This is a genomic window from Methylomonas paludis (genome assembly GCF_018734325.1).
Classification (GTDB): domain Bacteria; phylum Pseudomonadota; class Gammaproteobacteria; order Methylococcales; family Methylomonadaceae; genus Methylomonas; species Methylomonas paludis.
This window is the reverse complement of record NZ_CP073754.1, coordinates 592,814-613,746: the sequence shown is the minus strand read 5'-3', so window position 1 is coordinate 613,746 and position 20,933 is coordinate 592,814. Positions and strand designations below refer to the sequence as shown.

Below are 20,933 nucleotides of genomic sequence, written 5' to 3'. Positions count from 1 at the left end.
GCCTATCCCGGATTCCGCTACGCTGCATCCAAGCTACATTTTTTTATCTGACGGGCATAGCCACTCCAACTAAGGGCTATGCCTGAATTGAGAATAAACAGGGTTATTCCTCTATTATTTCGACTTTGGCGAATTTGCGTTTGCCGACCTGGTAGACGTGCTGACTGGTAACGGCGATGACGGTTTTGGGGTCTTCCACTTTTTCACCGTCGATTTTCACGGCACCCTGCTTGATCTGACGAATAGCCTCGGAAGTACTATCCACCAGACCGGCGTTTTTCAGCAAGTTAGCGATGGGTAAACCTTCGAGACCGGCGCTGAACTGGAATTCCGCAATGTCATCAGGAATAGCACCACGCTGGAAGCGGGCTTCGAAGTTTTCCAGCACCTGCTGGGCGGCAGCGGCACCGTGAAAACGGGCCACGATTTCCTGGCCCAGCGCCACTTTGTAATTTCTGGGGTTTTCGCCGTTTTGGCAAGCCAGTTGCCAGGTTTCGATATCGGTTCTGGGTTTGAAGCTGAGCAATTGGTAGTACCGCCACATCAGCTCATCGGAGATGGACATGATTTTGCCGAACATATCATCCGGGGCGTCGGCTATACCTATATAGTTGTTCAGCGATTTGGACATTTTCTGTACGCCGTCCAAACCTTCCAGAATCGGCATGGTCAGCACTACCTGAGGTTTTTGGCCGTAGATTTCCTGCAAATGCCGGCCCATCAACAGATTGAATTTCTGATCGGTACCGCCCAATTCCACATCGGCCTTCATAACTACCGAGTCATAACCCTGAATTAAAGGATATAAAAACTCGTGAATAGCAATAGGCTGGCCACCTTTATAGCGCTTGTGAAAATCATCGCGCTCCAGCATTCTGGCCACCGTGTGCTTGGCAGCCAGTTGGATCAGCTCGGCACTGGTCATCGCCCCCATCCAGGTGGAATTGAATTTGACCTGGGTTTTTTCCGGATCGAGAATTTTAAACACCTGAGCCTGATAGGTTTGGGCATTTTCCAGCACCGCTTCCCGGCTTAACGGTTTGCGGGTGACGTTTTTGCCGGTGGGGTCGCCGATCATGGCAGTAAAATCACCGATCAAAAACTGCACCTGATGCCCGGCTTCCTGAAATTGCTTGAGCTTATTGATCAAAACCGTATGCCCCAAATGTAAATCGGGTGCGGTGGGATCAAAACCGGCCTTAACAATTAAAGGCCGCTGTTCAGCCAGCTTGGTAACCAATTCTGATTCCAGTAATAATTCATCAGCGCCGTATTTAAGTTGCGCCAAGCTTTCTTGTGTCAATTCTCTCTCCTGCAAGCGGGGTTTTTGCCAGACATTATATGTTATAGCCAGCCCAGGTTTGGATAAAAAATGCCTTTTTGATAGCCATATCGGCAAAAATTGCCTACAATCAACATTCGCAAAACAATGAAGTGTGGTTACTGTGCAGAACAGAATAATCAAATCCGTGCTGGTCGGGGCCTTTACTGTGGCCGCCGCCGGCGCAAGCTACGGTCTTATCCCGCATAAGACTTTTGAAGAAACCAAAAACCTGGAACAAGACCGTTTAATCTCAGCCAAGATCAACCAATACACCAACTATAAAGAACCTGCTCCACAACCCCAAATAGCGGATATTGCCGCAGACGATATTTCGGAAGATTTGGAGCATACGGTTAAATCAGGCGAAAACCTGTCCAGCATTTTCTCCCAACTGGATTTAAGCCGGGAAGATTTGCACAAAATTATCCATGCCAACGCAACCGGCAAAATGTTTGCCGATGTTGAGCCAGGCCGCGATGTAGTGGCCACCGTTAACGCCTCCGGCGAACTGGAGCAGTTGACCTATATTAAAAACCCTTTTGAAACCCTGATCGCCACCCGTCATGATCAGGATTTTGACGTACAGCTATTAAGCAAAAAAATCGACACCCAAATTGCCAGCGTTAAAACCAATATTAAATCATCACTGTTTGAAGACGGCAAACAAGCCGGCTTACCGGAAAAACTGATCTTAAAACTGGCCGACATCTTTGCCTGGGATATTGATTTTGCCCTGAACTTAAAAACCGACGACCAATTTACCGTGGTTTACGAAAAACTGTTTGTAGAAGGCAAAGAATTCGATACCGGCGATATTTTGGCAGTGGAATTCATCAACCAGGGTAAAGCCTACACCGCCATCCGCTTTGAAGACGGCCAAGGTGGTTCCGGTTACTACACACCGGAAGGCAATAGTTTGCGTAAAGCCTTTTTACAAACCCCGATGGATTTTGCCGTGATCAGCTCTCATTTTGATTTGCATCGCGAACACCCGATTTTGCATACCATCCGCGCTCACAAAGGCGTGGATTATTCAGCACCGACCGGCACACCGGTTAAAACCACAGGTGACGGCAAAATTGTGTTTCATGGCCAGAAAAACGGCTACGGCAATGTGGTAGAAATTGAACATGGCGACAAATACTCTACTCTGTATGCTCACTTATCCGGGTTTAAAGCCGGGCATAAAGTCGGCAGCCAGATTAAGCAGGGTGATGTGGTTGGCTATGTCGGCTGCACCGGTCTGGCTACTGGCCCGCATCTGCACTATGAGTTCAGAATCGGTGGCCAGCACGTTAACCCTGTCACAGTAAAATTGCCGCATTCCATGCCGATGGATAAAAACCTGCTGGCCAAGTTTAAAGTGCAAAGCCAGAACCTGTTGGCACAGTTACAGCAAGCCAAAGGCACAGTACAAGTCGCTCAGCAATAATATTTATGGTGGCCTTAATAGCTGATTCAGCAAAAATCCAATGGGCTTTTCAACTATTAATGCATAAACAGGTAAGCCGCCCATGCCCGAACTCTATATAGGTTTAATATCCGGCACCAGCATGGATGGCATTGATGCGGCTCTGGTGGATTTCCAGAGCGGCCAACCGCAACTGGTGGATTTTTTCTATCAAGCTTTCGACAACACCCTAAAAGCCAACATTCAGGCTATCAGCCGCCCCGATACCTTGGTCAGTTTATTGGCTTACGGCCAGTTAGACAGCCAGTTGGGCCGGTTGTTCGGCGAAACTGCTCTGGCACTGCTGGCTAAAGCCGGTATTTCGGCCAGCAACATCCAAGCAATTGGCAGCCACGGCCAAACCGTTTATCACGCACCAGCAGCACCTGACGGCTTTTCCCTGCAAATCGGCGATCCAAACCGCATTGCCCAACTTACCGGCATTACCACAATTGCCGACTTGCGCCGCCGCGACATAGCGGTGGGCGGCGAAGGTGCACCACTGGTTCCGGCTTTTCATCAGGCGGTATTTGCCGATGCCGGGCAGGCCCGCACCCTGATCAATATCGGCGGCATTGCCAATATTACCGTGCTGGACGGCAAATCGATCAGCGGTTTTGATACCGGACCCGGCAATGTATTTCTGGATTACTGGTGTCAACGCCACTTGCAACAGCCTTATGATCAGGCCGGCGCCTGGGGAGCTGGCGGCCAGGTTCAGACCGATCTGCTGGCTGTGCTGCATGATGATGCCTATTTCCAATTGCCGCCACCCAAAAGTACCGGTAAAGAATATTTCTGCGCAGACTGGCTGGAACGCAAACTGATTGGCTTTTCCGGAGTTAAGCCGGTCGATGTGCAAGCCACTTTAGTCCAATTAACCGCCGACAGCATCAGCAACGCGATCCGCCGCTATGCGCCGCAAACCGAATTAAGCCTGGTGTGCGGCGGCGGCGCTTACAATCAGGGCTTGATGACAGCACTGGGGCAAAATCTGGATGGGGCGGTGACAACGACTGCCGGCCTGGGTATAGCGGCTGATCATGTCGAAGCGATGGCTTTTGCCTGGCTGGCCAGACAAAGCCTGCATCAATCAGCCGGCAATATTTGTAGCGTCACGGGCGCAACTGCACCCGTGATATTAGGCGGGATTTATCCCGGCAACAGCCCCTTATCAGGCTGAAAAAGATGATCCGCAACCACAAGTCGTGCTTGCGTTTGGATTACGAATCACGAATTGCGAACCAGAAATATCTTCTTTGTAATCAATCTCCGCACCATTCAGATACTGAATACTCATCGCGTCAATCAATACGGTAACACCACCATTTTCGATCAGGGTATCGTCTTCGTTAACCTCTTCATCAAAGGTAAATCCATATTGAAAGCCGGAGCAACCGCCCCCGGAAATATAGACCCTAAGTTTGAGGTTATCATTGCCCTCTTCCTGAATTAAACCCGCCACTTTATGAGCGGCACTATCGGAAAAAACAATAGGTTGTGACATAGCTATCTCTTCATACAACTGTTAGGAATCATGATTATGACTAAACCTAGTAATTTGGTCAAGAATTATACGCCCCTGCTTGAGACAGCTGCGCCAACTGCAACAGCGCCAGGGTTTGCGCCTGGATTTGCGTTACAACTTGCTGATCCAATTGTTGCAACCAACGCTGTGGAATTGCTGACAATCCGTATTTAGCACCTGCCAACATGCCCGCCAAAGCACCAGTGGTGTCTGCATCCTCACCCTGATTGACTGTGGCAATGACACAGCTTTCAAAACTATCCGTGCTAAAAAAGTAATGCAGTACGGATTGCACGGTATGGACGATATAGGCTGAGGCCCGGCCCGGATAAGGCTGATAGGCAAATTCCGGATATTGACCCAGCAACTGGTCAACATGGGCCAGACACACTGCCGGACTCGCGCCTTGCAACAAAGCTTGCAGCATATACCCCAAACATAAAGTAGCAGCATCCGCAGCCGGGTGATGGTGAGTAATATGACTCTGCTGGATAGTGTAATCAATAAAATTTTGCGGCTGCTGCAGGGTAAACAGCACCACCGGCAGATTGCGCATACAAGCCCCATTACCGGCATCGTCAGCCCGCAACACTCCAAAAAGTTCGCCGCTGTCCCGATAACGGCAGATGCCACGCCGGGTCGTATTACCAATATCCGGCGGATTGCTGTTCATCCAGTTCAAAAAATAGTCGGCAACAGTGGCAATATGCCAGCCCTGCCGATCTATGATGGCCTGACCCAGCGCCAGCGCCATTTGAGTATCGTCAGTCACCTGCCCGGCTGCCAAACCCAGCCAGCCACCACCAATAATATCCTGATGCACCCCATAACGGGTTTGAATTTGAGCCGGCTTTAAAAACTCTACCGTTGCGCCCAGAGCATCACCACAGGCAAACCCCAGATACGCAGCCAAAGCTCTATCCCATAACGGCTGTTTCAGCATAATACTCCTGTCAGAGCAGCACTTTAACCCGGTAATCACCACCGATAACCAGATATTCGGATTCACCGCGTAAAGCATGATGCGGCAACAAGTCATTAAAAAACACCAACTTTACCATCGGCACTTCAACCGCCAAAATATAACTGCCAAATTCACTGGCAATGCTGGGCCTATCGGTAAACGACACCAGACTATTAAAACGCAGGACTTTGTCTGGCCCGGCGGCCTGGATAATATCATCCTCAGCCAGACTATTAACGCCGCGAAACAGGGTCTTATGCCTGGCTGCCGGATAATGAAAATGCTCAATAAACCACTGGCAAAATTCATAAAGCAAATCCAGTTGCATATAAATGCAATTATTGTGATAGCGGCTATGCATTTTTTCGGCGATATAGCTGGTCCAGTAAACATTATTAAAACTGGTCAAGCGCTGTTTATGATAACTGGGAAACAAGCCAAAGCGGCTTTCCACCCAGCCTTTAAAAACAGCGCCCTGAGCATTATTGGAATCCAAACCCCAATCCTGGATCAACCTTAAATAGCTATTACGATAACGATGCGGGCCGGATCGGCCAGCCGGCAACGCCGGATCAGCTTCACAGCCAAACACATCATACATATAGTCCTGAAAAATTCGCCCACAATCCAGACGACTGGTTTGCTTATTTAAATACTCAAACAAACCGGATGCGGATTCGCGGGTACCGGCAATATGCAGCGGCAGCGGATTTTCATTAAACACCTGACTAGCCAGACAGTGGGTAGCAATGCCGATCAGATTAGTACTGTGACCATAGCGGGAAATATCGGGCATCGCAGGCAAATAATTATCAGGCAGTCTGTTTAAAGTGGCTTAAGCCGGGATAAGCTGAATTCAGTCTATCCAGCCCACCTGACCATTATAACCCACTCTAAAATTGTGCCTATTATAAAGCTCAGCCGGATACCAGCCTTTCAGCTGCGGATGCGACAATTTTGTGATTGAACCGATGAACTGCAGAGCATTATTTGCTTACTCAGCCCAAAGCGTATGGGCTTATGACAGACCAACCAACAGCCATTGCCGAGCTGCTGTACCCACAGTTAACAGCAATTTTATGCACTTGAGCGAAATTATTTGTAAAATGAATGCTTGAAAAGTTCGTCCAGCGTGGTAACTTTATTGTTCCTGCATAATAATAACTAGTTTAAGAGGATAAATCGCATGAGTATTGATGAAAATAACAACGAAACAGGAACATCCGATCAGCCAGAGGCAGTGAAACCCGTTGAGCCAACCCCACCTACCGAGCCAGTAGCGCCTGCTGCCAGCAGCACACCGCCAGCAGCTGAAGCCGTCACGGCTGGTGCCGGTGGCGCTTTAGCCGGATTTTTGGCACTGCAACAATCGAATCCTAAAGTATTCTACGGCGCGATAGGCGGCGTAGTGTTATTGATTCTGATTTTTGTATTTAGCGGTGGCTCAGATGCAAAATTACCGGTTCACCAAGCCAAACCAGTCGTTATCGGCCAAAACTATGTCTTGAAAAGCCCCAATGCTTACGACAATAATGCCACCATTCGTCTGGTCGCAGTACCTGGCTCAATGGCGGCTTATGACGATACCGAAGAAAATGATCGTGAAGGCGGCTGCAAACATATTCTGCAAGGCACACCGGTAAAAGTAACCCAATCTCAAGATGCTTACGGCAAAAAAGATGTGTTTGTTGAAGTAGAAATGCTGGGTGGCGAGTGTGAAGGCAAAAAAGGCTGGGCGCTGGCAATTAATTTGCAATAACTGTTGACAAAAAGATTTCAGGACGTATAATAGTCGAATAATCAGCAACGCGGGAATAGCTCAGTGGTAGAGCACAACCTTGCCAAGGTTGGGGTCGCGAGTTCGAATCTCGTTTCCCGCTCCAAAATTTAAAAAAGCCGCGTAGTATCGCGGCTTTTTTATTTATCCGCGATGGCTGCGTAGCAAAATGGTTATGCAGCGGCCTGCAAAGCCGTATATACCGGTTCGATTCCGGTCGCAGCCTCCATGGAAAGCCATCAAAAACAACCGCTTACAATAGCGGTTTTTTTATGCCCAAAAAATAAACATTGTAAAAATAGCCAAAAAATATTAAAAAATACCTAAAAAACACCGCCTAAAATGGTTAAAACCCATTTACAACGGCCTAATTGTGGGTATACATAATGGCAAGCATCAGACAACACCCTTCCAGATTATAAGAAATCATCATCCAAAAATGGCATCCAGCTTCCATGCCGCAACGAATTAACCTACCGGATGAACTTGAATATGACGATCTTTATGCCTCAGCTTTTTGCTTACGCAATAACTGCAAACACGCTCGATTCGCCGCCAAATCCAGCGCACTAAAATCATCCTGAGTGGTTAATAAAGGATTGGCACCCGCTTGCAGCAAGTGAGCTACCACCTGGTGTTTACCGCTTGATGCCGAATAGATCAACGCTGTCGCGCCACTGGGGTTTTGGAAATCTATGCCGATACCGGCCTGGAGCAGGATGTCGATACAAGCCAGAGCATCAGCGAAACAAGCGGCCCACAGAGCGTTATTGCCATAGGGGTCAATAACATCCAGTTCAGCCCCCTGCGCCAATAAATAACAAAGCACATCGGCTCGACTGCAACGGGCAGCCAGAATCAAGGCATAGTCACCCTGGCTATTAGGTATTAAGGCTTGATCAGCCGAAAATCCATTGCTCACTAACCAGGCTGAAACTTGCTGAGCATCGTACATAATGACACCGCTTAATACAGAGATGGCCGATGCAGATAGGAAACATATCCGTAACCCGCCGATATGAGTTGTTCAGCAAGTATCTGCCTGCCACTGGAACCCTTACCGCGCAAGAATCTAAGCTCGGCCACGGTCAGCAAGGTAGCCGGCACCAACCGGACTGAACCACAGGGTAAATCCAAATGCTGGGCATAATTACCAGGCAAATTCAGTAATGCCCCGACCCGGCCTCGGCCATCCTTGATATGTTCGATATTAAACTCCAAAGACAGCAACTCGCCGGCCAGCAGCTTCTCGCCCAGACGCGGATAACCGGCCAGGGTATGGCTAATTTCCGCCAGCAACGGAAACATCCAGGTATCGGCCAACTTGGCTGCCGAAGCCTGGGCGGGAATATCGACATCCGGGCTTTCCACAAAAACTTCCATGCCCAGGCCGATTTCAGGTTTGTCACGCTCAACAAAAGGATCGGATAAACCATCGGAAATAATACAGGGTACACCATGACGACGAGCAGCCAGCCAGGCGGCACCCGCCGGCCATTCCGGACCATCGCTCATCGGCCCCATCAATGAGGTCAACGAAATTGGTTCGGAATTGAGCCAGACAGTCAAGGCTTGATGGCGAGCCTCGGTAACCAGGCGTAAGCGGTCGGCATAGGTTAAGCCGACGATATAATCAGTTTCCATGACTGGCCTCCTCCGCCATCAAACTTAATTTACGTTCTGCTGCTAACAAACGCACATCCTCTTCAGAGTCGTTGAGCAACTCATCCAGCAAAGCCATACCCGCCCGCAACGCCACCTCGTAACGCACAGTCCAGTCACTATCCTGACTCAATAAGGCCAAATCTTCGATTTCCATACGCTGGGCCACAATACGGCGGATACCCACTTCGGCATCATGCACCATCAGCCCCAAACTAACGCTAGGGATACGCTCCACCACGGCGCGGCGCACCTGATTATCGGGATCAGCCACCAGCCGGAATAACCGGCCTTGCGGCAAGCGTTTGGCAACATATACCCGCACCAGATAATCAGAGTCGTTAGCCATCAATTCCAGCTGTTCAGCCGGGAGCCGGTCAGCTACAGTAATACGCACTTCACGGTCGCTATCCTGACTTAAGCTCAGCAACCATTCCAAGGGTACCCGATACGCCAATACCCGGCGTACCGCCTCATCCGGATCGTTAAGCATGGCTTGCAGCCGATTGGTAGGCAAATAACGCGCAGCGATAGCCCGGCGTTCCCAGAATGGATCCTGAACATAATCCACAGCAAAACCCGGATTGTTGCGAAAAAAGCGGTCTATTTGTCGGCCACTTTGCGCTGACACACAGTAATCACCCGGCAGGCACTTACCCTGGGCCAACAAAGTGTCCTGAAACCGGCACGCACTGCAATCGGCCAGCGGGGTTAAGTCCGTTTCAACTGGATTTTCCGCTATCATCAGGCAGCCTGGGCTAATTGCGGCAATAGTTGTGGCGTAATCTGGCTTAACCAGCTTTCAATACGGCCATCGGTTAATGCTGGTTGACTACGCTGGTCAATAACCAAACCAACAAACTGCTGATCAACGATGGCTGCTGAATGCTTAAACTCATAACCATCCGTACTCCAGCGCCCGATGATTTTGGCACCATTACCATAAAACAAGGCATACAGATGAATCAAGGAACTGGCAAACCGATCAGCATAGCGCTCCTGGTGACCTAAACCGAATAGCGCCACCCGCTTGCCGCTTAAATCCACACCATCCAGATAAGGGGCAAATTCGGCCCAGCCGGCTTCCTGACAACCAGTGACCAACCCCGGTAAATCACCGATGCCATAACTAGGGGTACCTAAGATCAAGGCATCATATTGCAATAATTCGGCAGGACTGGTGCGATTGATGTTTTTGGGTTTATCCGCCAGTTCCTCACCCAACTGGCTGAAAATTTTTTTAGCCACCAGCCGCGTGGTTCCGGTATCTGTGCCGAAAAATATGCCGATTTTGCTCATAATTCACCTATGATAGAAATTGCCGGATCAGACTAGACAGTCTTGTTGTTTTGTAACTATTAAGCGTCCAAGTATCCTTTTAAAAAACAGCTAGTTGTAGGATGTGCTAAACGCAGTGCAGCACATCATTCAAAGCTAACTATTGATTTTAAAAAGGATCAGCAACATAACGCTGAGTCATTACTTTATTTTTAAGCAAATTTCAATCCAGATCCAAATTACAAAAAAATTACATATATATCAATATGATATATATGTAATTTATTATTCAATCACAACAAAATCCGACACGGACATCGACAATTAGCCAGGGTTTGGGAGGGCTTATGACATTTTTAATACCATCATAGGGCTCAACAGAACAATGCAAACCGATTCCAGACAAACTACAAATCATTCATGTGGCAAGAAGCCTAAGATTTATTGTTAGCACGGCTATTTGAGTGGTTTCCACGGCTTATCGCCAACATAGCCTATAATAAACAGCTCCTCCCCCCAACCATACCAATATGCTGCACTGGAACGAATATCTACAGCTTTCAGCGGGTTTAATTTCCGTAGTTAATCCCATCGGCGTGATTCCTACCTTTATCGCCCTGACCGAAAACCGCCCAGCCCTGGAACGTAAACACATTGCTTTTATCTGCGCGGCATCGGTGGCAACTGTATTGCTCTTTGCGCTAGTGGTTGGCGAACCGATTCTGCATTTACTGGGTATCAGTCTGGCCTCTTTCCGGGTGGCAGGCGGTATTCTGGTGTTATTGATGGGTATTTCCATGATGTATGCCACTCATGACCGTTCCCGGCATACCCCCGAAGAACTGGCCGAATCATATGAGCGAGATTCAGTAGCCGTGGTGCCGTTAGCCATTCCTCTATTGAGCGGACCGGGAGCAATCAGCACGATTATTGTCTACGCCCATTCCCAGCAATCCTGGTCTCATTACCTGCTGGTTACCGCAGTGATTTTCTCGGTAGCCAGTCTGGTATTGGCTGTCTTACTCACTGCCCCGAAAATTGCCGGCGTAATGGGCCACACCGGCATGAATGTGGTGACACGGGTCATGGGCTTGTTGTTGGCTTCAATTGCGGTGGAGTTTATTGCCAAAGGCCTACAGGCGCTGTTTCCGGGACTTTGCGGTATCTGACACATTACGCCTTAAATAACGACTGCTCCGCCCGGTCGGGCGATAAAACCACATCTGATAAATGCTCAGCATAATCTGAATACTCATCGAAATCCCCATTAAGGCGCCGCTTAACACCACAACATAGGCAAAACCGGCAAACCACTTAGTGATGAACCAGGACATCACATCAAACAACATGGCCAAAAACGGGATCACTACCGCAATCCGCTTGACATAGATATTAATGTCACACAGTAGAAATATCTTACCAATAAAATACAAGATAAAAGCGATACCAAACAAATGGATATGTGAAACCCGCACCAAGGCCGGCACCGATGCACCGCCGGCATGGGCAACAGCGGCAACCCCTTGATAGCTGGTTAAATCCGGCAACGCCGGATTAACGGCCGGGGTATGGCAAACAATACAATCGCGATTTAAAATAGGCGCAATCGTTTGCTGATACCCGGATTCATCAGCACCCTCATGTATCCATTTTAAAATCACTTCCTTATCGGACTTAAAACTTAAATTCGGCTCCATGATACCGTTAATGGCAGAACCTAACCGGGTCTGATGGGCCGAACCGTGATAGAGGATCATAATATCTTCTATGGACACCCCCGGTTTGCCGTCTCGGCCCTGATGGGTGTAATACATATTGATCAAGGCCATCAGATAACCCAGGCCTATGGTTAGCAAAAAAACAGTATTGAGTATTTTTTCACTCACAGAAATATCGCTAAAGCGGGTATAGCGCTTGATCATGTTGATGTACCTGCATAGATTAAAAGTAGTAATAACGGCCAGCCTAACCGTCAATATCCTTTCCTAGACAATCATTGTTGCTGAAGTTTCCAAAACTGAAAAAACGGCTGCTTATGGTGCTGTTTTATCGGTAGGTGTCGCTAATAGACAGCCGTGCAAAAACAATTGGGTGGCTTGCTCCGCCAGATCACAAATCTTGGCGTCACAGGGCGGTAATTCCAGACCCAGCTGCAAACGGTAATATTGTTCACCGCGCAGCAAACTTAGATATTGTTCGGCCAGAAATTCAGCATCAAAAGGAGCAATTCGGCCGGCAGCCTGCTGAAATTTGAAGAACTCAGCTAGATAATTCAGCGTACGCCTGGGCCCTTGTTCATAAAACTGTAGCGCCAATTCGGGAAAGCGAGGCGATTCTGCAATCAGAATAGCCCGAATCCGAATAATCTCGGGCAGAGTCATACTTTGCAAAAATTGCCTGGCAAAAGTCAGCAAAGCTTCCTCCAGAGGTTTATCCCGAGCCAGAGTACCGACAAACTGATCGCTATAGCGTCTGATGACCGCCCCAAACAAACCGGCCTTGCCGCCAAACTGACTATAAATAGTTCTTAAAGATACATGGGCATCTTTGGCTATGGTTTCCATAGTCAGATTGCCGTAACTGTATTCCAAAAATAATTGCCGGGCGGAATCCAGTAAACGATCTCTACTCAATTGCTCGTCACCTTTGCATGGGCGTCCGCATTTAACCATGTTGAAATACTCTCAAAACTTGTTGACTTAACTATTAATAATAACGTAGACTCAACGGTAATTCATATTACCATTTTAACCAACAGCCTGAGGTGCTAATAAAATGGCAAAACCGCTCGCTCTCCCCGTATTATCCAAAATCAATCTGTTTGCAAAATCCGCCTCCCGGTTCACGGCTTACGCCTGGCCAAGTCTGCTGGTAATCAGCTTGTCTGCAGGTTTAACAGCCTGCGACAAAGCCGGCTCAGCCAATCCCGCCCCGGGCAAAGCCCCCGAACCACTGGTAAAAATTGCTCAACCACTAAGCCGCGATACCATCGAATGGGATGAGTATACCGGCAGAGTGGAAGCGGTCAATGCCGTGGATGTCCGCGCCAGAATTGGCGGGCACCTGGAGCAGGTAAACTTTACTGCCGGTGCCAAAGTCAAAAAAGGCGATCTGTTGTTTGAAATTGACCCCAAACCCTATAAAGCTCAGCTGAACTTTGCCGCATCAGAACTGGAGCGTGCCAAATCAAAATACGAATTGGCCAAAAACGATTTACAGCGTGCTGATACCCTGTACCGGGAAAAAGCCATTTCAACTGAAGAGTTTGATGGTCGCAGCAAAGGCTTACGCGAAGCAGCTGCATCAGTGGCCTCCGCCGAAGCCAATGTCTATAGTGCCAAAATCAATCTGGATTATTGTGAAATAAGGGCGCCCATCAGCGGCCGTATTGGCCGGGAACAGATCACCGCCGGCAATTTGGTTACTGGCGGCGATACGACAGTGTTAACCAATATCGTTTCTATTGACCCGGTTTATGTGTATGTGGATGCCGACGAGCAATCCGTACTGAAGTATCGTCGCCAGGCGGTAAAATCTGCCCACAATGCTGAACTTAAGGGTACGCCGGTAGAATTGCAGGTTGTTGATGAGCAAAATTATCCGCATCACGGTTTTATTGATTATGTCGCACCACGGGAAAATACCGCCACCGGTACTGTCACCTTACGCGCCGTATTCACCAATCCCGACGAATTACTCAGCCCCGGCTTTTTTGCCCGGTTACGGGTAAGAGCCAGTGCGCCCTATCCGGCATTACTGATTCCTGATCGAGCCATTAGTGCCGATCAGGCGCAAAGCTTTGTCTGGGTCAGCAATCAGGATAATCAGGTGGAGTACCGCAAAATTTCTGCAGGTGCACATATCGGCGACTTGCGGGTCATCAGTGCCGGACTGCAGGCCAATGATTGGGTGGTGATAGACGGTCTGCAAAAGCTTAAACCCGGCAGCAAGGTCAATCCCGAAAAAATCACGCTTGGCAAATAGCTGGGAGTCTGACAGGCATGGATAAATTTACCAATTTTTTCATTGATAGACCGATCTTCGCAGCGGTACTGTCTATTCTTATTGTACTGGTCGGCGGACTAGCGCTGCTGGGCTTACCGATCGCCCAATATCCAGAGATAGCCCCGCCTACGGTAGTGGTTACCACTACCTATCCGGGGGCAAATGCTCAAGTGGTGGCGGAAACAGTTGCCACCCCAATCGAGCAGGAAGTAAATGGGGTGGAAGATATGCTGTACATGTCTTCGCAATCCACTAATAGCGGGGTAATGGCGCTAACGATTACTTTTAAACCCGGCACTAACCTGGACAAATCTCAAGTCTTGGTGCAAAACCGGGTGGCTCTGGCCGAACCGCGTTTGCCGGATGAGGTGAAACGTCAGGGTATCAGCGTTAAAAAACGCAGCCCGGATTTAAGTCTGGTGGTAAACCTGATTTCTCCCGACAAACGCTACGACAGCATTTATTTAAGCAATTACGCTTTACTGCAAATTAAGGACACTTTAGCCAGATTACCGGGTGTCGGCGATATTTTAGTATTTGGTGCCCGCGATTACAGTATGCGGCTGTGGCTGAATCCAGAAAAAATCGCCGCCCGCAATCTCACAGCTTCAGAGGTGGTGCAGGCAGTGCGGGAACAGAACGTTCAGGTGGCCGCCGGCGTGGTGGGTCAACAACCCACCCAGGGCAATGTCGAATTCCAGTATACAGTCAGCACCTTGGGCCGCTTGACCAGCCCAGAACAATTTGCCGATATTGTCATTAAGCAAGGCGGTAATGGCGAAATTACCCGCCTGAAAGACGTGGCTCGCATTGAACTGGGTGCCAAAGATTATAACTCCGGCTTATATCTGGACGGTGAACCCACGGTAGGTCTGGCCTTATTCCAATTGCCCGGCTCTAATGCGCTGGATACCAAAAAAGCCGTCATTGCCGCAATGGAAAAACTGAAAACCCATTTTCCGGACGGTATGGACTATAAAGCGGTGTATGACACCGTAATGTTTGTCGAGCAATCCACCGATGCGGTAATAGAAACCTTGTTTGAAGCACTGCTGTTGGTTGTATTAGTGGTTATCGTTTTCCTGCAAAACTGGCGGGCAGCGGTGATTCCACTACTGGCAGTTCCGGTATCGCTGATCGGCACTTTTGCGGTGATGGCTGCATTGGGTTTGTCATTAAATACTTTGTCATTATTCGGTCTGGTGCTGGCAATAGGCATTGTGGTGGATGACGCCATCGTGGTGGTGGAAAATGTCGAGCGCCATATAGCCGAAGGTTTGAGCGCGCGCGAAGCCACCCGCTTGGCTATGCACGAGGTGGTTGGCCCCATCATCGCCACGGCCCTGGTATTGGTGGCGGTATTTTTACCCACGGCATTTATTACCGGGGTATCCGGGGCGTTTTACAAGCAATTTGCCTTGACCATCGCGGTTTCCACCATCATATCGGCTTTCAACTCATTAACCTTAAGCCCGGCCTTATGCGCTTTGCTGCTGGATAGAGCGCATGGCGACCAGGATATTTTCAGCCGCTGGATTGATAAGCTGTTCGGCTGGTTTTTCAGACGCTTTAACCGTTTTTTTGACCGACTGAGTCAAGGTTATTCTCAATTGGTCAGTCGACTGATACGCATGACAGTATCTGTGCTGGTAATTTATGCCGGCCTGGTCGGCCTGAACTTTCTGGCTTTTGAAAAAGTGCCGACCGGATTTATTCCTGATCAGGATCAAGGCTATCTGATTTTATACGCCCAATTACCGGATGCGGCCTCTTTAAGCCGTACTCAACAAGTGGTACAGCAAACCAATCAGATCTTGATGTCTACACCCGGTGTTGCTCATGGCAACGAATATGCCGGCTGGTCGGTGCTGACTGGCGCCAGTCAATCCAATGTGGCCACCATGTTTGCGGTTTTGAGTCCGTTTGCAGAACGGTCTGGGCATCCGGAATTGTCCGCCAATGCGATTATCAAAACGCTGAATCAACGCCTGGCTGCCATTCCCGAAGCCAGAATTGCCGTGTTTGCGCCGCCGCCGATCAGAGGCATGAGTTCAGTGGGTGGTTTTAAACTGCAAATTCAGGACCGCACCAATGCCGGGATAGGCGAATTGCAAAAAGTCACTGCCGAAATGATAGCCAAGGGTAATCAGCAGCCGGGTCTGGTCGGTTTGTTCACCACCTTTAGAGCGGGAGTGCCGCAATTATTTGTGGATGTGGATCGTACTCGCACCAAATCCATGAATGTGCCTTTGCAACAGGTTTTCGATACCTTACAAGTCTATTTGGGTTCATTGTATATCAATGACTTTAATACATTTGGCCGCAGTTATCAGGTGGTAGCGCAGGCAGATGCCGAGTTTCGGATGCAAAGCGAAGATATTGCCAAACTGAAAACCAAAAACCTGCAAGGCGGCATGGTGCCGCTGGAAGCCATTGCCGATGTCCGGGAAATCAGCGGCCCGGATAAAATCACCCGCTACAATATGTATCCGGCAGCGGAAATTAATGGTGCTACCCTGCCCGGCTTCAGCTCAGGTTATGCCATTGAGACCATGAATAAATTGTTGAGCGCAGAACTGCCGCCTGGCTTCGATTTTGAATGGACTGAAATCACCCTGCAGCAGGTGCTGGCCGGTAATGTCGCCTTTCTGATATTTCCGCTAAGTGTGATTTTTGTGTTTCTGGCCCTGGCAGCTCAATACGAAAGCTGGGCTTTGCCGTTTGCGGTCATTTTGATTGTGCCTATGTGTATTCTGTCGTCCATGACCGGCATTTGGATACGTGGTTTGGATAATAATATCTTTACCCAGATCGGTTTTATTGTGTTGGTGGGTCTGGCCAGTAAAAACGCGATTTTGATCGTCGAATTTGCCAAACGCCGTCATGAAACCGGCATCAGTGCCGGAGCTGCTGCTGTGGAAGCCGCCAAAATCCGGTTACGGCCCATCCTGATGACCTCGTTTGCTTTTATCATGGGCGTGTTTCCCTTGGTCATTGCCAGCGGGGCCGGCTCGGAATCCCGCCAGGTATTGGGTACAGCTGTGTTCAGCGGCATGATAGGTGTTACCGTATTCGGCCTGCTGTTAACCCCGGTATTTTTTGTCACCATAGAATCCCTGGCTAAACGTCTGAGCAGCAAACGCCGCATCCAACCCAATATCGCCGAAGCACCTTCTGCAGGGGATAATCATTTATGAGCGTTATCACTACCAAACCAATAACCGGCATTAGCGGAAGTCGGCCTTTGAGCTTAAGCTTATCAATATTGTTTAGCAGTCTGCTGCTAAACGCCTGTGCCGTCGGCCCGGACTATAAACAACCGGAAAACCATTTGCCGGACAGTTTTGCCAACAGCAACCATGCTGAATTTTCCAGTACCGATACAGCACTGGACTGGTGGAAATTGTTCAATGACAATCAACTGACTGAGTTAATCAATCAAACGACACAGCATAATTATGAGATAAAAGCCGCGCGCGCTAATCTGGCTGAAGCCCGGGCTTTGTACCTGGAAGCCGGCTTAAATCTGTTGCCGCAAATCAGCTCTCACGCTAATTACACCGAAACCACCCGCAGCTCGTCCGCCTTGAACAACCGATCTTATGTACCGCGCGGCTTGGAGTTATACAACACCGGTTTTGATGCCTTTTGGGAAGTGGATTTCTTCGGCAGAGTCCGGCGTAATGTGGAAGCCACCAAAGATGATACCGACCAATTGGATGCCGGACTGCGGGATGTGGTGGTCAGCCTGATTGCAGAGACAGCCCGTAATTATTTTGAATTGCGTGGCCTGCAACGCCAACTTGAAGTAGCGGAAAGAAATGCCCAGAATCAGGCCGAAACCTTGTCTTTAACCAAGGTAAAACTGGATAATGGCCGCGGCACCGAGCTGGACACCTCTCGAGCCCTGGCCCAATTGGAAACCACCCGCGCCACCATTCCGGATCTGAAAACCGCAATTGCCCGCAACATTCATCGGCTTAGCGTATTGTGCGGAGAAATCCCGACCGCCTTGTCTGATAAACTTGCCCCTCCCATGCCTTTGCCCAAAGCACCAGACCATATCCAGATCGGCAATCCCGCACAATTATTGCAACGCCGTCCAGATATACGCAGCGCCGAACGGGCTTTGGCGGCGGCCACTGCCCGCATAGGCGTGGCAACTGCAGACCTGTTTCCGCGCGTGACCTTCGTCGGAGCGCTATCGTTGGAATCCAACAGTTTGGGCAATATGACCGGCCCCGGTACCAATACCGATACTTTTGGCCCTAAAATCAGTTGGGCGTTTCTGGATATGGGCAGGGTTTATGCCCGCATCAAGGCCGCCGATGCCCGCGCCGAATCCAGCCTGGCCCAGTATCAGCAAACCGTACTGAGTGCGCTGGAAGAAACCGAAAATGCCCTGGTTAATTATAATCAGGCCCGGATTCGCCGCTCATCACTAGCCATAGCCGCTCAAGCCAGCGAAAAAGCCAATCAACTGGCCCACTTGCGCTATCAGGCCGGTATCACCGACTTCTTAACAGTACTGGACACCGAATTACGTTTATTGCAGGATCAAAGCGAATTGGCACAAAGCGAAACATCCACCGCCACCGCACTAACAGCAGTTTATAAAGCCTTAGGCGGCGGCTGGAGCGAAAACTAAAGAAAACATCCTAGGAAAATACCATAGCCTCGATGCAACGCAGTCGAATCGAGGCTCATCGCAGCCAATAAACTAAAACACACAGATAAGCGGCTTCGCAGCCACTTGCCCAAATCACTTAAAAAGCCACCCTGTGTAGCGGGCACCAGCCTGTGATCGCGACCCGTAGCCTCGATGCAACGCAGTGGAATCGAGGATCATCGCAGCCAATAAACTAAAACACACGATAAGCGGCTTCGCAGCCACTTGCCCAAATCACTTAAAAAGCCACCCTGTGAGCGAGCAGCAGCCTGTGATCGCACCCCGTAGCCTCGATGCAACGCAGTGGAATCGAGGATCATCGCAGCCGATAAACTTAAACACACAGATAAGCGGCTTCGCAGCCACTTGCCCAAATCACTTAAAAAGCCACCCTGTGTAGCGGGCACCAGCCTGTGATCGCGACCCGTAGCCTCGATGCAACGCAGTGGAATCGAGGATCATCGCAGCCGATAAACTTAAACACACAGATAAGCGGCTTCGCAGCCACTTGCCCAAATCACTTAAAAAGCCACCCTGTGTAGCGGGCACCAGCCTGTGATCGCGACCCGTAGCCTCGATGCAACGCAGTGGAATCGAGGATCATCGCAGCCGATAAACTTAAACACACAGATAAGCGGCTTCGCAGCCACTTGCCCAAATCACTTAAAAAGCCACCCTGTGTAGCGGGCACCAGCCTGTGATCGCACCCCGTAGCCTCGATGCAACGCAGTGGAATCGAGGATCATCGCAGCCAATAAACTAAAACACACAGATAAGCGGCTTCGCAGCCACTTGCCCAAATCACTTAAAAAGCCACCCTGTGAGCGAGCAGCAGCCTGTGATCGCGACCCGTAGCCTCGATGCAACGCAGTGGAATCGAGGATCATCGCAGCCAATAAACTAAAACACACGATAAGCTGCTTCGCAGCCAAATTCAACTCAAAAGCCAAAAGCTAACCTTCCAACCAATGATTAATCTCCAACAAATTATCCTCACTGATGGTACCAATGGCTCTTAAAAACCGCACCCGGTTAATAATATAATTATATTTAGCTCTAGCCAGATCACGCTTAGCTTTGAGTTCGGCCTGTTGAGCCTCCAGCACTTCCCGTATGGTTTTAACCCCATAATTAAACCCACTTTGCATGGCTTCCCGCGATTTTGCTGCCGAACTCACAGCTCTGTGCGCCGCGGCAATACGTTTGGCATTGGCATTGGATAAGGTATAGGCTTCGCTGGTTTCTTTAATCAAAGCCCGTAATTTCGCTTCGTTTTCTTCTTTTACAATGGCCAGCTTACTTTGCGATTCAGACACCGCCTCACTCAATACACCACCGGAAAAAATCGGCACGTTAACATTTAATGCCGCCACCTGGGTCTGCATGTGATTAGTTCTCACGCTTTGATAACCGGTATCGGTGTCGTAATAATACAATTGCAAATCGACAACCGGCAGGTGTTTGGCTTTTCTAACTGCCACATCGTTTTGGGCGGCCTGCACAGCGCTATGGTGGGCCGACAGGGTGGGATTTTCGCTTTTTGCTACTTCCAGCCAATCCTCCAGCTTGCCATCCAGTTCTTTATATTCGATAGCCTCGCGCAAATGCCGCAACTCGCCGCTAGCACTATTAGTCAATTCCATCAAAGACTGACGCGCCGTCAATAACAGACTTTCCGCTTCAATTTCATCAGCCTTGATCTGATCCAGCCGGGCCTCCACTTCATAGACCTCGGTGATTTTAGTCATCTGCTTGGCAAACAGCTTATTGATCTGCTGCTGATAGATTTCGGTAGACTGTTTTTCAGTTTTGATAAAGCCCAGTTGTTCCTCGGCATCAAGAATCAAAAAATAGCGTTTTACCACCTCAAACAACAGAGATTGCTGAGCCGTTAACTGTTCGGCATCAAACTGGCGCTGCTGTTCCCGGCTGCGTTGCCATTCCCAGTATTTGGCAAAATCCATCAGACTTTGAGTCAACGAAACATAATACCGAGTACCATTATAAGTCTGACCAAAATTGCCTTGGTGAAAATCGTTCCCCGACCAGTTTGCCACACCATTAACCTGCGGCAACATCTGCCCAAAAGCTTCGCCTTTTTGTGCCTCACCCACAGCCACCTTCAAACCGGCAGCTTTCAGTTCCGGGGCAGACACTAAAGCCTGCTGATAAATACTCAGCAAATCTTCGCCGCAAACTGGTCGGCTCAAGCCCAACACCAACATTAGCACCCACCCGCTGCGCTGTAGTGATAACCATAGTCGTGCAGTGTTCAT

At 49.3% G+C, this 20,933-nt stretch carries 18 protein-coding genes and 2 tRNA genes; 9 read left to right on the top strand and 11 right to left on the bottom strand.

The annotated features are described in order from the left end of the window. Window positions 1-103: 103 nt before the first annotated feature. Window positions 104-1,303 (bottom strand): tyrosine--tRNA ligase, encoded by a 1,200-nt coding sequence (gene tyrS / locus KEF85_RS02900; RefSeq protein WP_215583236.1) that lies wholly within the window; start codon window positions 1,301-1,303, stop codon window positions 104-106. 142 nt (window positions 1,304-1,445) lie between these two features. Between tyrS and KEF85_RS02895 the strand changes: the two genes are divergently transcribed. Both KEF85_RS02895 and KEF85_RS02890 read left to right on the top strand, forming a co-directional pair. Continuing rightward, window positions 1,446-2,756, top strand: coding sequence for a peptidoglycan DD-metalloendopeptidase family protein (locus KEF85_RS02895; protein ID WP_215583235.1), 1,311 nt, complete (start codon window positions 1,446-1,448; stop codon window positions 2,754-2,756). A gap of 82 nt (window positions 2,757-2,838) precedes the next feature. Beyond that, a complete protein-coding gene (locus tag KEF85_RS02890) occupies window positions 2,839-3,957 on the top strand; it encodes an anhydro-N-acetylmuramic acid kinase (protein ID WP_215583234.1) in 1,119 nt (372 codons plus the stop codon). On the opposite strand, the gene erpA is transcribed toward KEF85_RS02890, so the two are convergent. Genes erpA through KEF85_RS02875 form a run of 3 tightly spaced genes read right to left on the bottom strand, consistent with a single transcriptional unit; the run spans window position 3,949 to window position 6,062 of the window. Continuing rightward, on the bottom strand, window positions 3,949-4,281 hold the full coding sequence (gene erpA / locus KEF85_RS02885; RefSeq protein ID WP_215583233.1) for an iron-sulfur cluster insertion protein ErpA: 333 nt from the start codon (window positions 4,279-4,281) through the stop codon (window positions 3,949-3,951). The genes KEF85_RS02890 and erpA overlap by 9 nt on opposite strands. Before the next feature lie 58 nt (window positions 4,282-4,339). Further along, on the bottom strand, window positions 4,340-5,245 hold the full coding sequence (gene draG, locus KEF85_RS02880; RefSeq protein WP_215583232.1) for an ADP-ribosyl-[dinitrogen reductase] hydrolase: 906 nt from the start codon (window positions 5,243-5,245) through the stop codon (window positions 4,340-4,342). Window positions 5,246-5,255: 10 nt separating this feature from the next. After that, complete coding sequence (locus tag KEF85_RS02875; protein ID WP_215583231.1) at window positions 5,256-6,062, bottom strand: NAD(+)--dinitrogen-reductase ADP-D-ribosyltransferase; 807 nt, start codon at window positions 6,060-6,062, stop codon at window positions 5,256-5,258. A gap of 390 nt (window positions 6,063-6,452) precedes the next feature. On the opposite strand from KEF85_RS02875, the gene KEF85_RS02870 reads away from it, so the two are divergent. From KEF85_RS02870 to KEF85_RS02860, 3 genes are all read left to right on the top strand, one after another. Continuing rightward, on the top strand, window positions 6,453-7,025 hold the full coding sequence (locus KEF85_RS02870) for a hypothetical protein (protein ID WP_215583230.1): 573 nt from the start codon (window positions 6,453-6,455) through the stop codon (window positions 7,023-7,025). A gap of 49 nt (window positions 7,026-7,074) precedes the next feature. Further along, a tRNA-Gly gene (locus KEF85_RS02865) sits at window positions 7,075-7,149 on the top strand. 49 nt (window positions 7,150-7,198) lie between these two features. Beyond that, window positions 7,199-7,272 (top strand) — tRNA-Cys (locus KEF85_RS02860). 273 nt (window positions 7,273-7,545) lie between these two features. On the opposite strand, the gene KEF85_RS02855 is transcribed toward KEF85_RS02860, so the two are convergent. From KEF85_RS02855 to KEF85_RS02840, 4 genes are read right to left on the bottom strand one after another with little or no spacing between them, the layout of a single operon-like run. Further along, on the bottom strand, window positions 7,546-7,998 hold the full coding sequence (locus KEF85_RS02855) for an ankyrin repeat domain-containing protein (protein ID WP_215583229.1): 453 nt from the start codon (window positions 7,996-7,998) through the stop codon (window positions 7,546-7,548). An 11-nt stretch (window positions 7,999-8,009) separates the two neighbouring features. After that, a complete protein-coding gene (locus tag KEF85_RS02850; RefSeq protein WP_215583228.1) occupies window positions 8,010-8,687 on the bottom strand; it encodes a suppressor of fused domain protein in 678 nt (225 codons plus the stop codon). Then, on the bottom strand, window positions 8,677-9,450 hold the full coding sequence (locus tag KEF85_RS02845; protein WP_215583227.1) for a 4Fe4S-binding leucine-rich repeat protein: 774 nt from the start codon (window positions 9,448-9,450) through the stop codon (window positions 8,677-8,679). The genes KEF85_RS02850 and KEF85_RS02845 overlap by 11 nt, the downstream gene beginning before the upstream one ends. After that, window positions 9,450-10,004, bottom strand: coding sequence for a flavodoxin (locus KEF85_RS02840; RefSeq protein WP_215583226.1), 555 nt, complete (start codon window positions 10,002-10,004; stop codon window positions 9,450-9,452). The genes KEF85_RS02845 and KEF85_RS02840 overlap by 1 nt, the downstream gene beginning before the upstream one ends. A gap of 509 nt (window positions 10,005-10,513) precedes the next feature. On the opposite strand from KEF85_RS02840, the gene KEF85_RS02835 reads away from it, so the two are divergent. Next, on the top strand, window positions 10,514-11,152 hold the full coding sequence (locus tag KEF85_RS02835) for a MarC family protein (RefSeq protein WP_215583225.1): 639 nt from the start codon (window positions 10,514-10,516) through the stop codon (window positions 11,150-11,152). Here the strand turns inward: KEF85_RS02835 and KEF85_RS02830 are convergent. Beyond that, window positions 11,117-11,905, bottom strand: coding sequence for a hypothetical protein (locus KEF85_RS02830; protein WP_215583224.1), 789 nt, complete (start codon window positions 11,903-11,905; stop codon window positions 11,117-11,119). The two genes, KEF85_RS02835 and KEF85_RS02830, sit on opposite strands and share 36 nt — an antisense overlap. Window positions 11,906-12,016: 111 nt before the next feature. After that, window positions 12,017-12,616, bottom strand: coding sequence for a TetR/AcrR family transcriptional regulator (locus tag KEF85_RS02825; protein ID WP_343222151.1), 600 nt, complete (start codon window positions 12,614-12,616; stop codon window positions 12,017-12,019). 142 nt (window positions 12,617-12,758) lie between these two features. Here KEF85_RS02825 and KEF85_RS02820 point away from each other — a divergent pair, with 142 nt between their 5' ends. From KEF85_RS02820 to KEF85_RS02810, 3 genes are read left to right on the top strand one after another with little or no spacing between them, the layout of a single operon-like run. Continuing rightward, entirely contained in the window at window positions 12,759-13,967 is a 1,209-nt protein-coding gene (locus KEF85_RS02820) for an efflux RND transporter periplasmic adaptor subunit (RefSeq protein WP_215583222.1), read from the top strand. 17 nt (window positions 13,968-13,984) lie between these two features. Beyond that, complete coding sequence (locus KEF85_RS02815; protein WP_215583221.1) at window positions 13,985-17,185, top strand: efflux RND transporter permease subunit; 3,201 nt, start codon at window positions 13,985-13,987, stop codon at window positions 17,183-17,185. Beyond that, window positions 17,182-18,636: an efflux transporter outer membrane subunit gene (locus tag KEF85_RS02810; RefSeq protein ID WP_215583220.1), complete on the top strand. Its 1,455-nt coding sequence runs from the start codon at window positions 17,182-17,184 to the stop codon at window positions 18,634-18,636. The genes KEF85_RS02815 and KEF85_RS02810 overlap by 4 nt, the downstream gene beginning before the upstream one ends. 974 nt (window positions 18,637-19,610) lie before the next feature. On the opposite strand, the gene KEF85_RS02805 is transcribed toward KEF85_RS02810, so the two are convergent. Further along, entirely contained in the window at window positions 19,611-20,933 is a 1,323-nt protein-coding gene (locus tag KEF85_RS02805) for a TolC family outer membrane protein (protein ID WP_215583219.1), read from the bottom strand.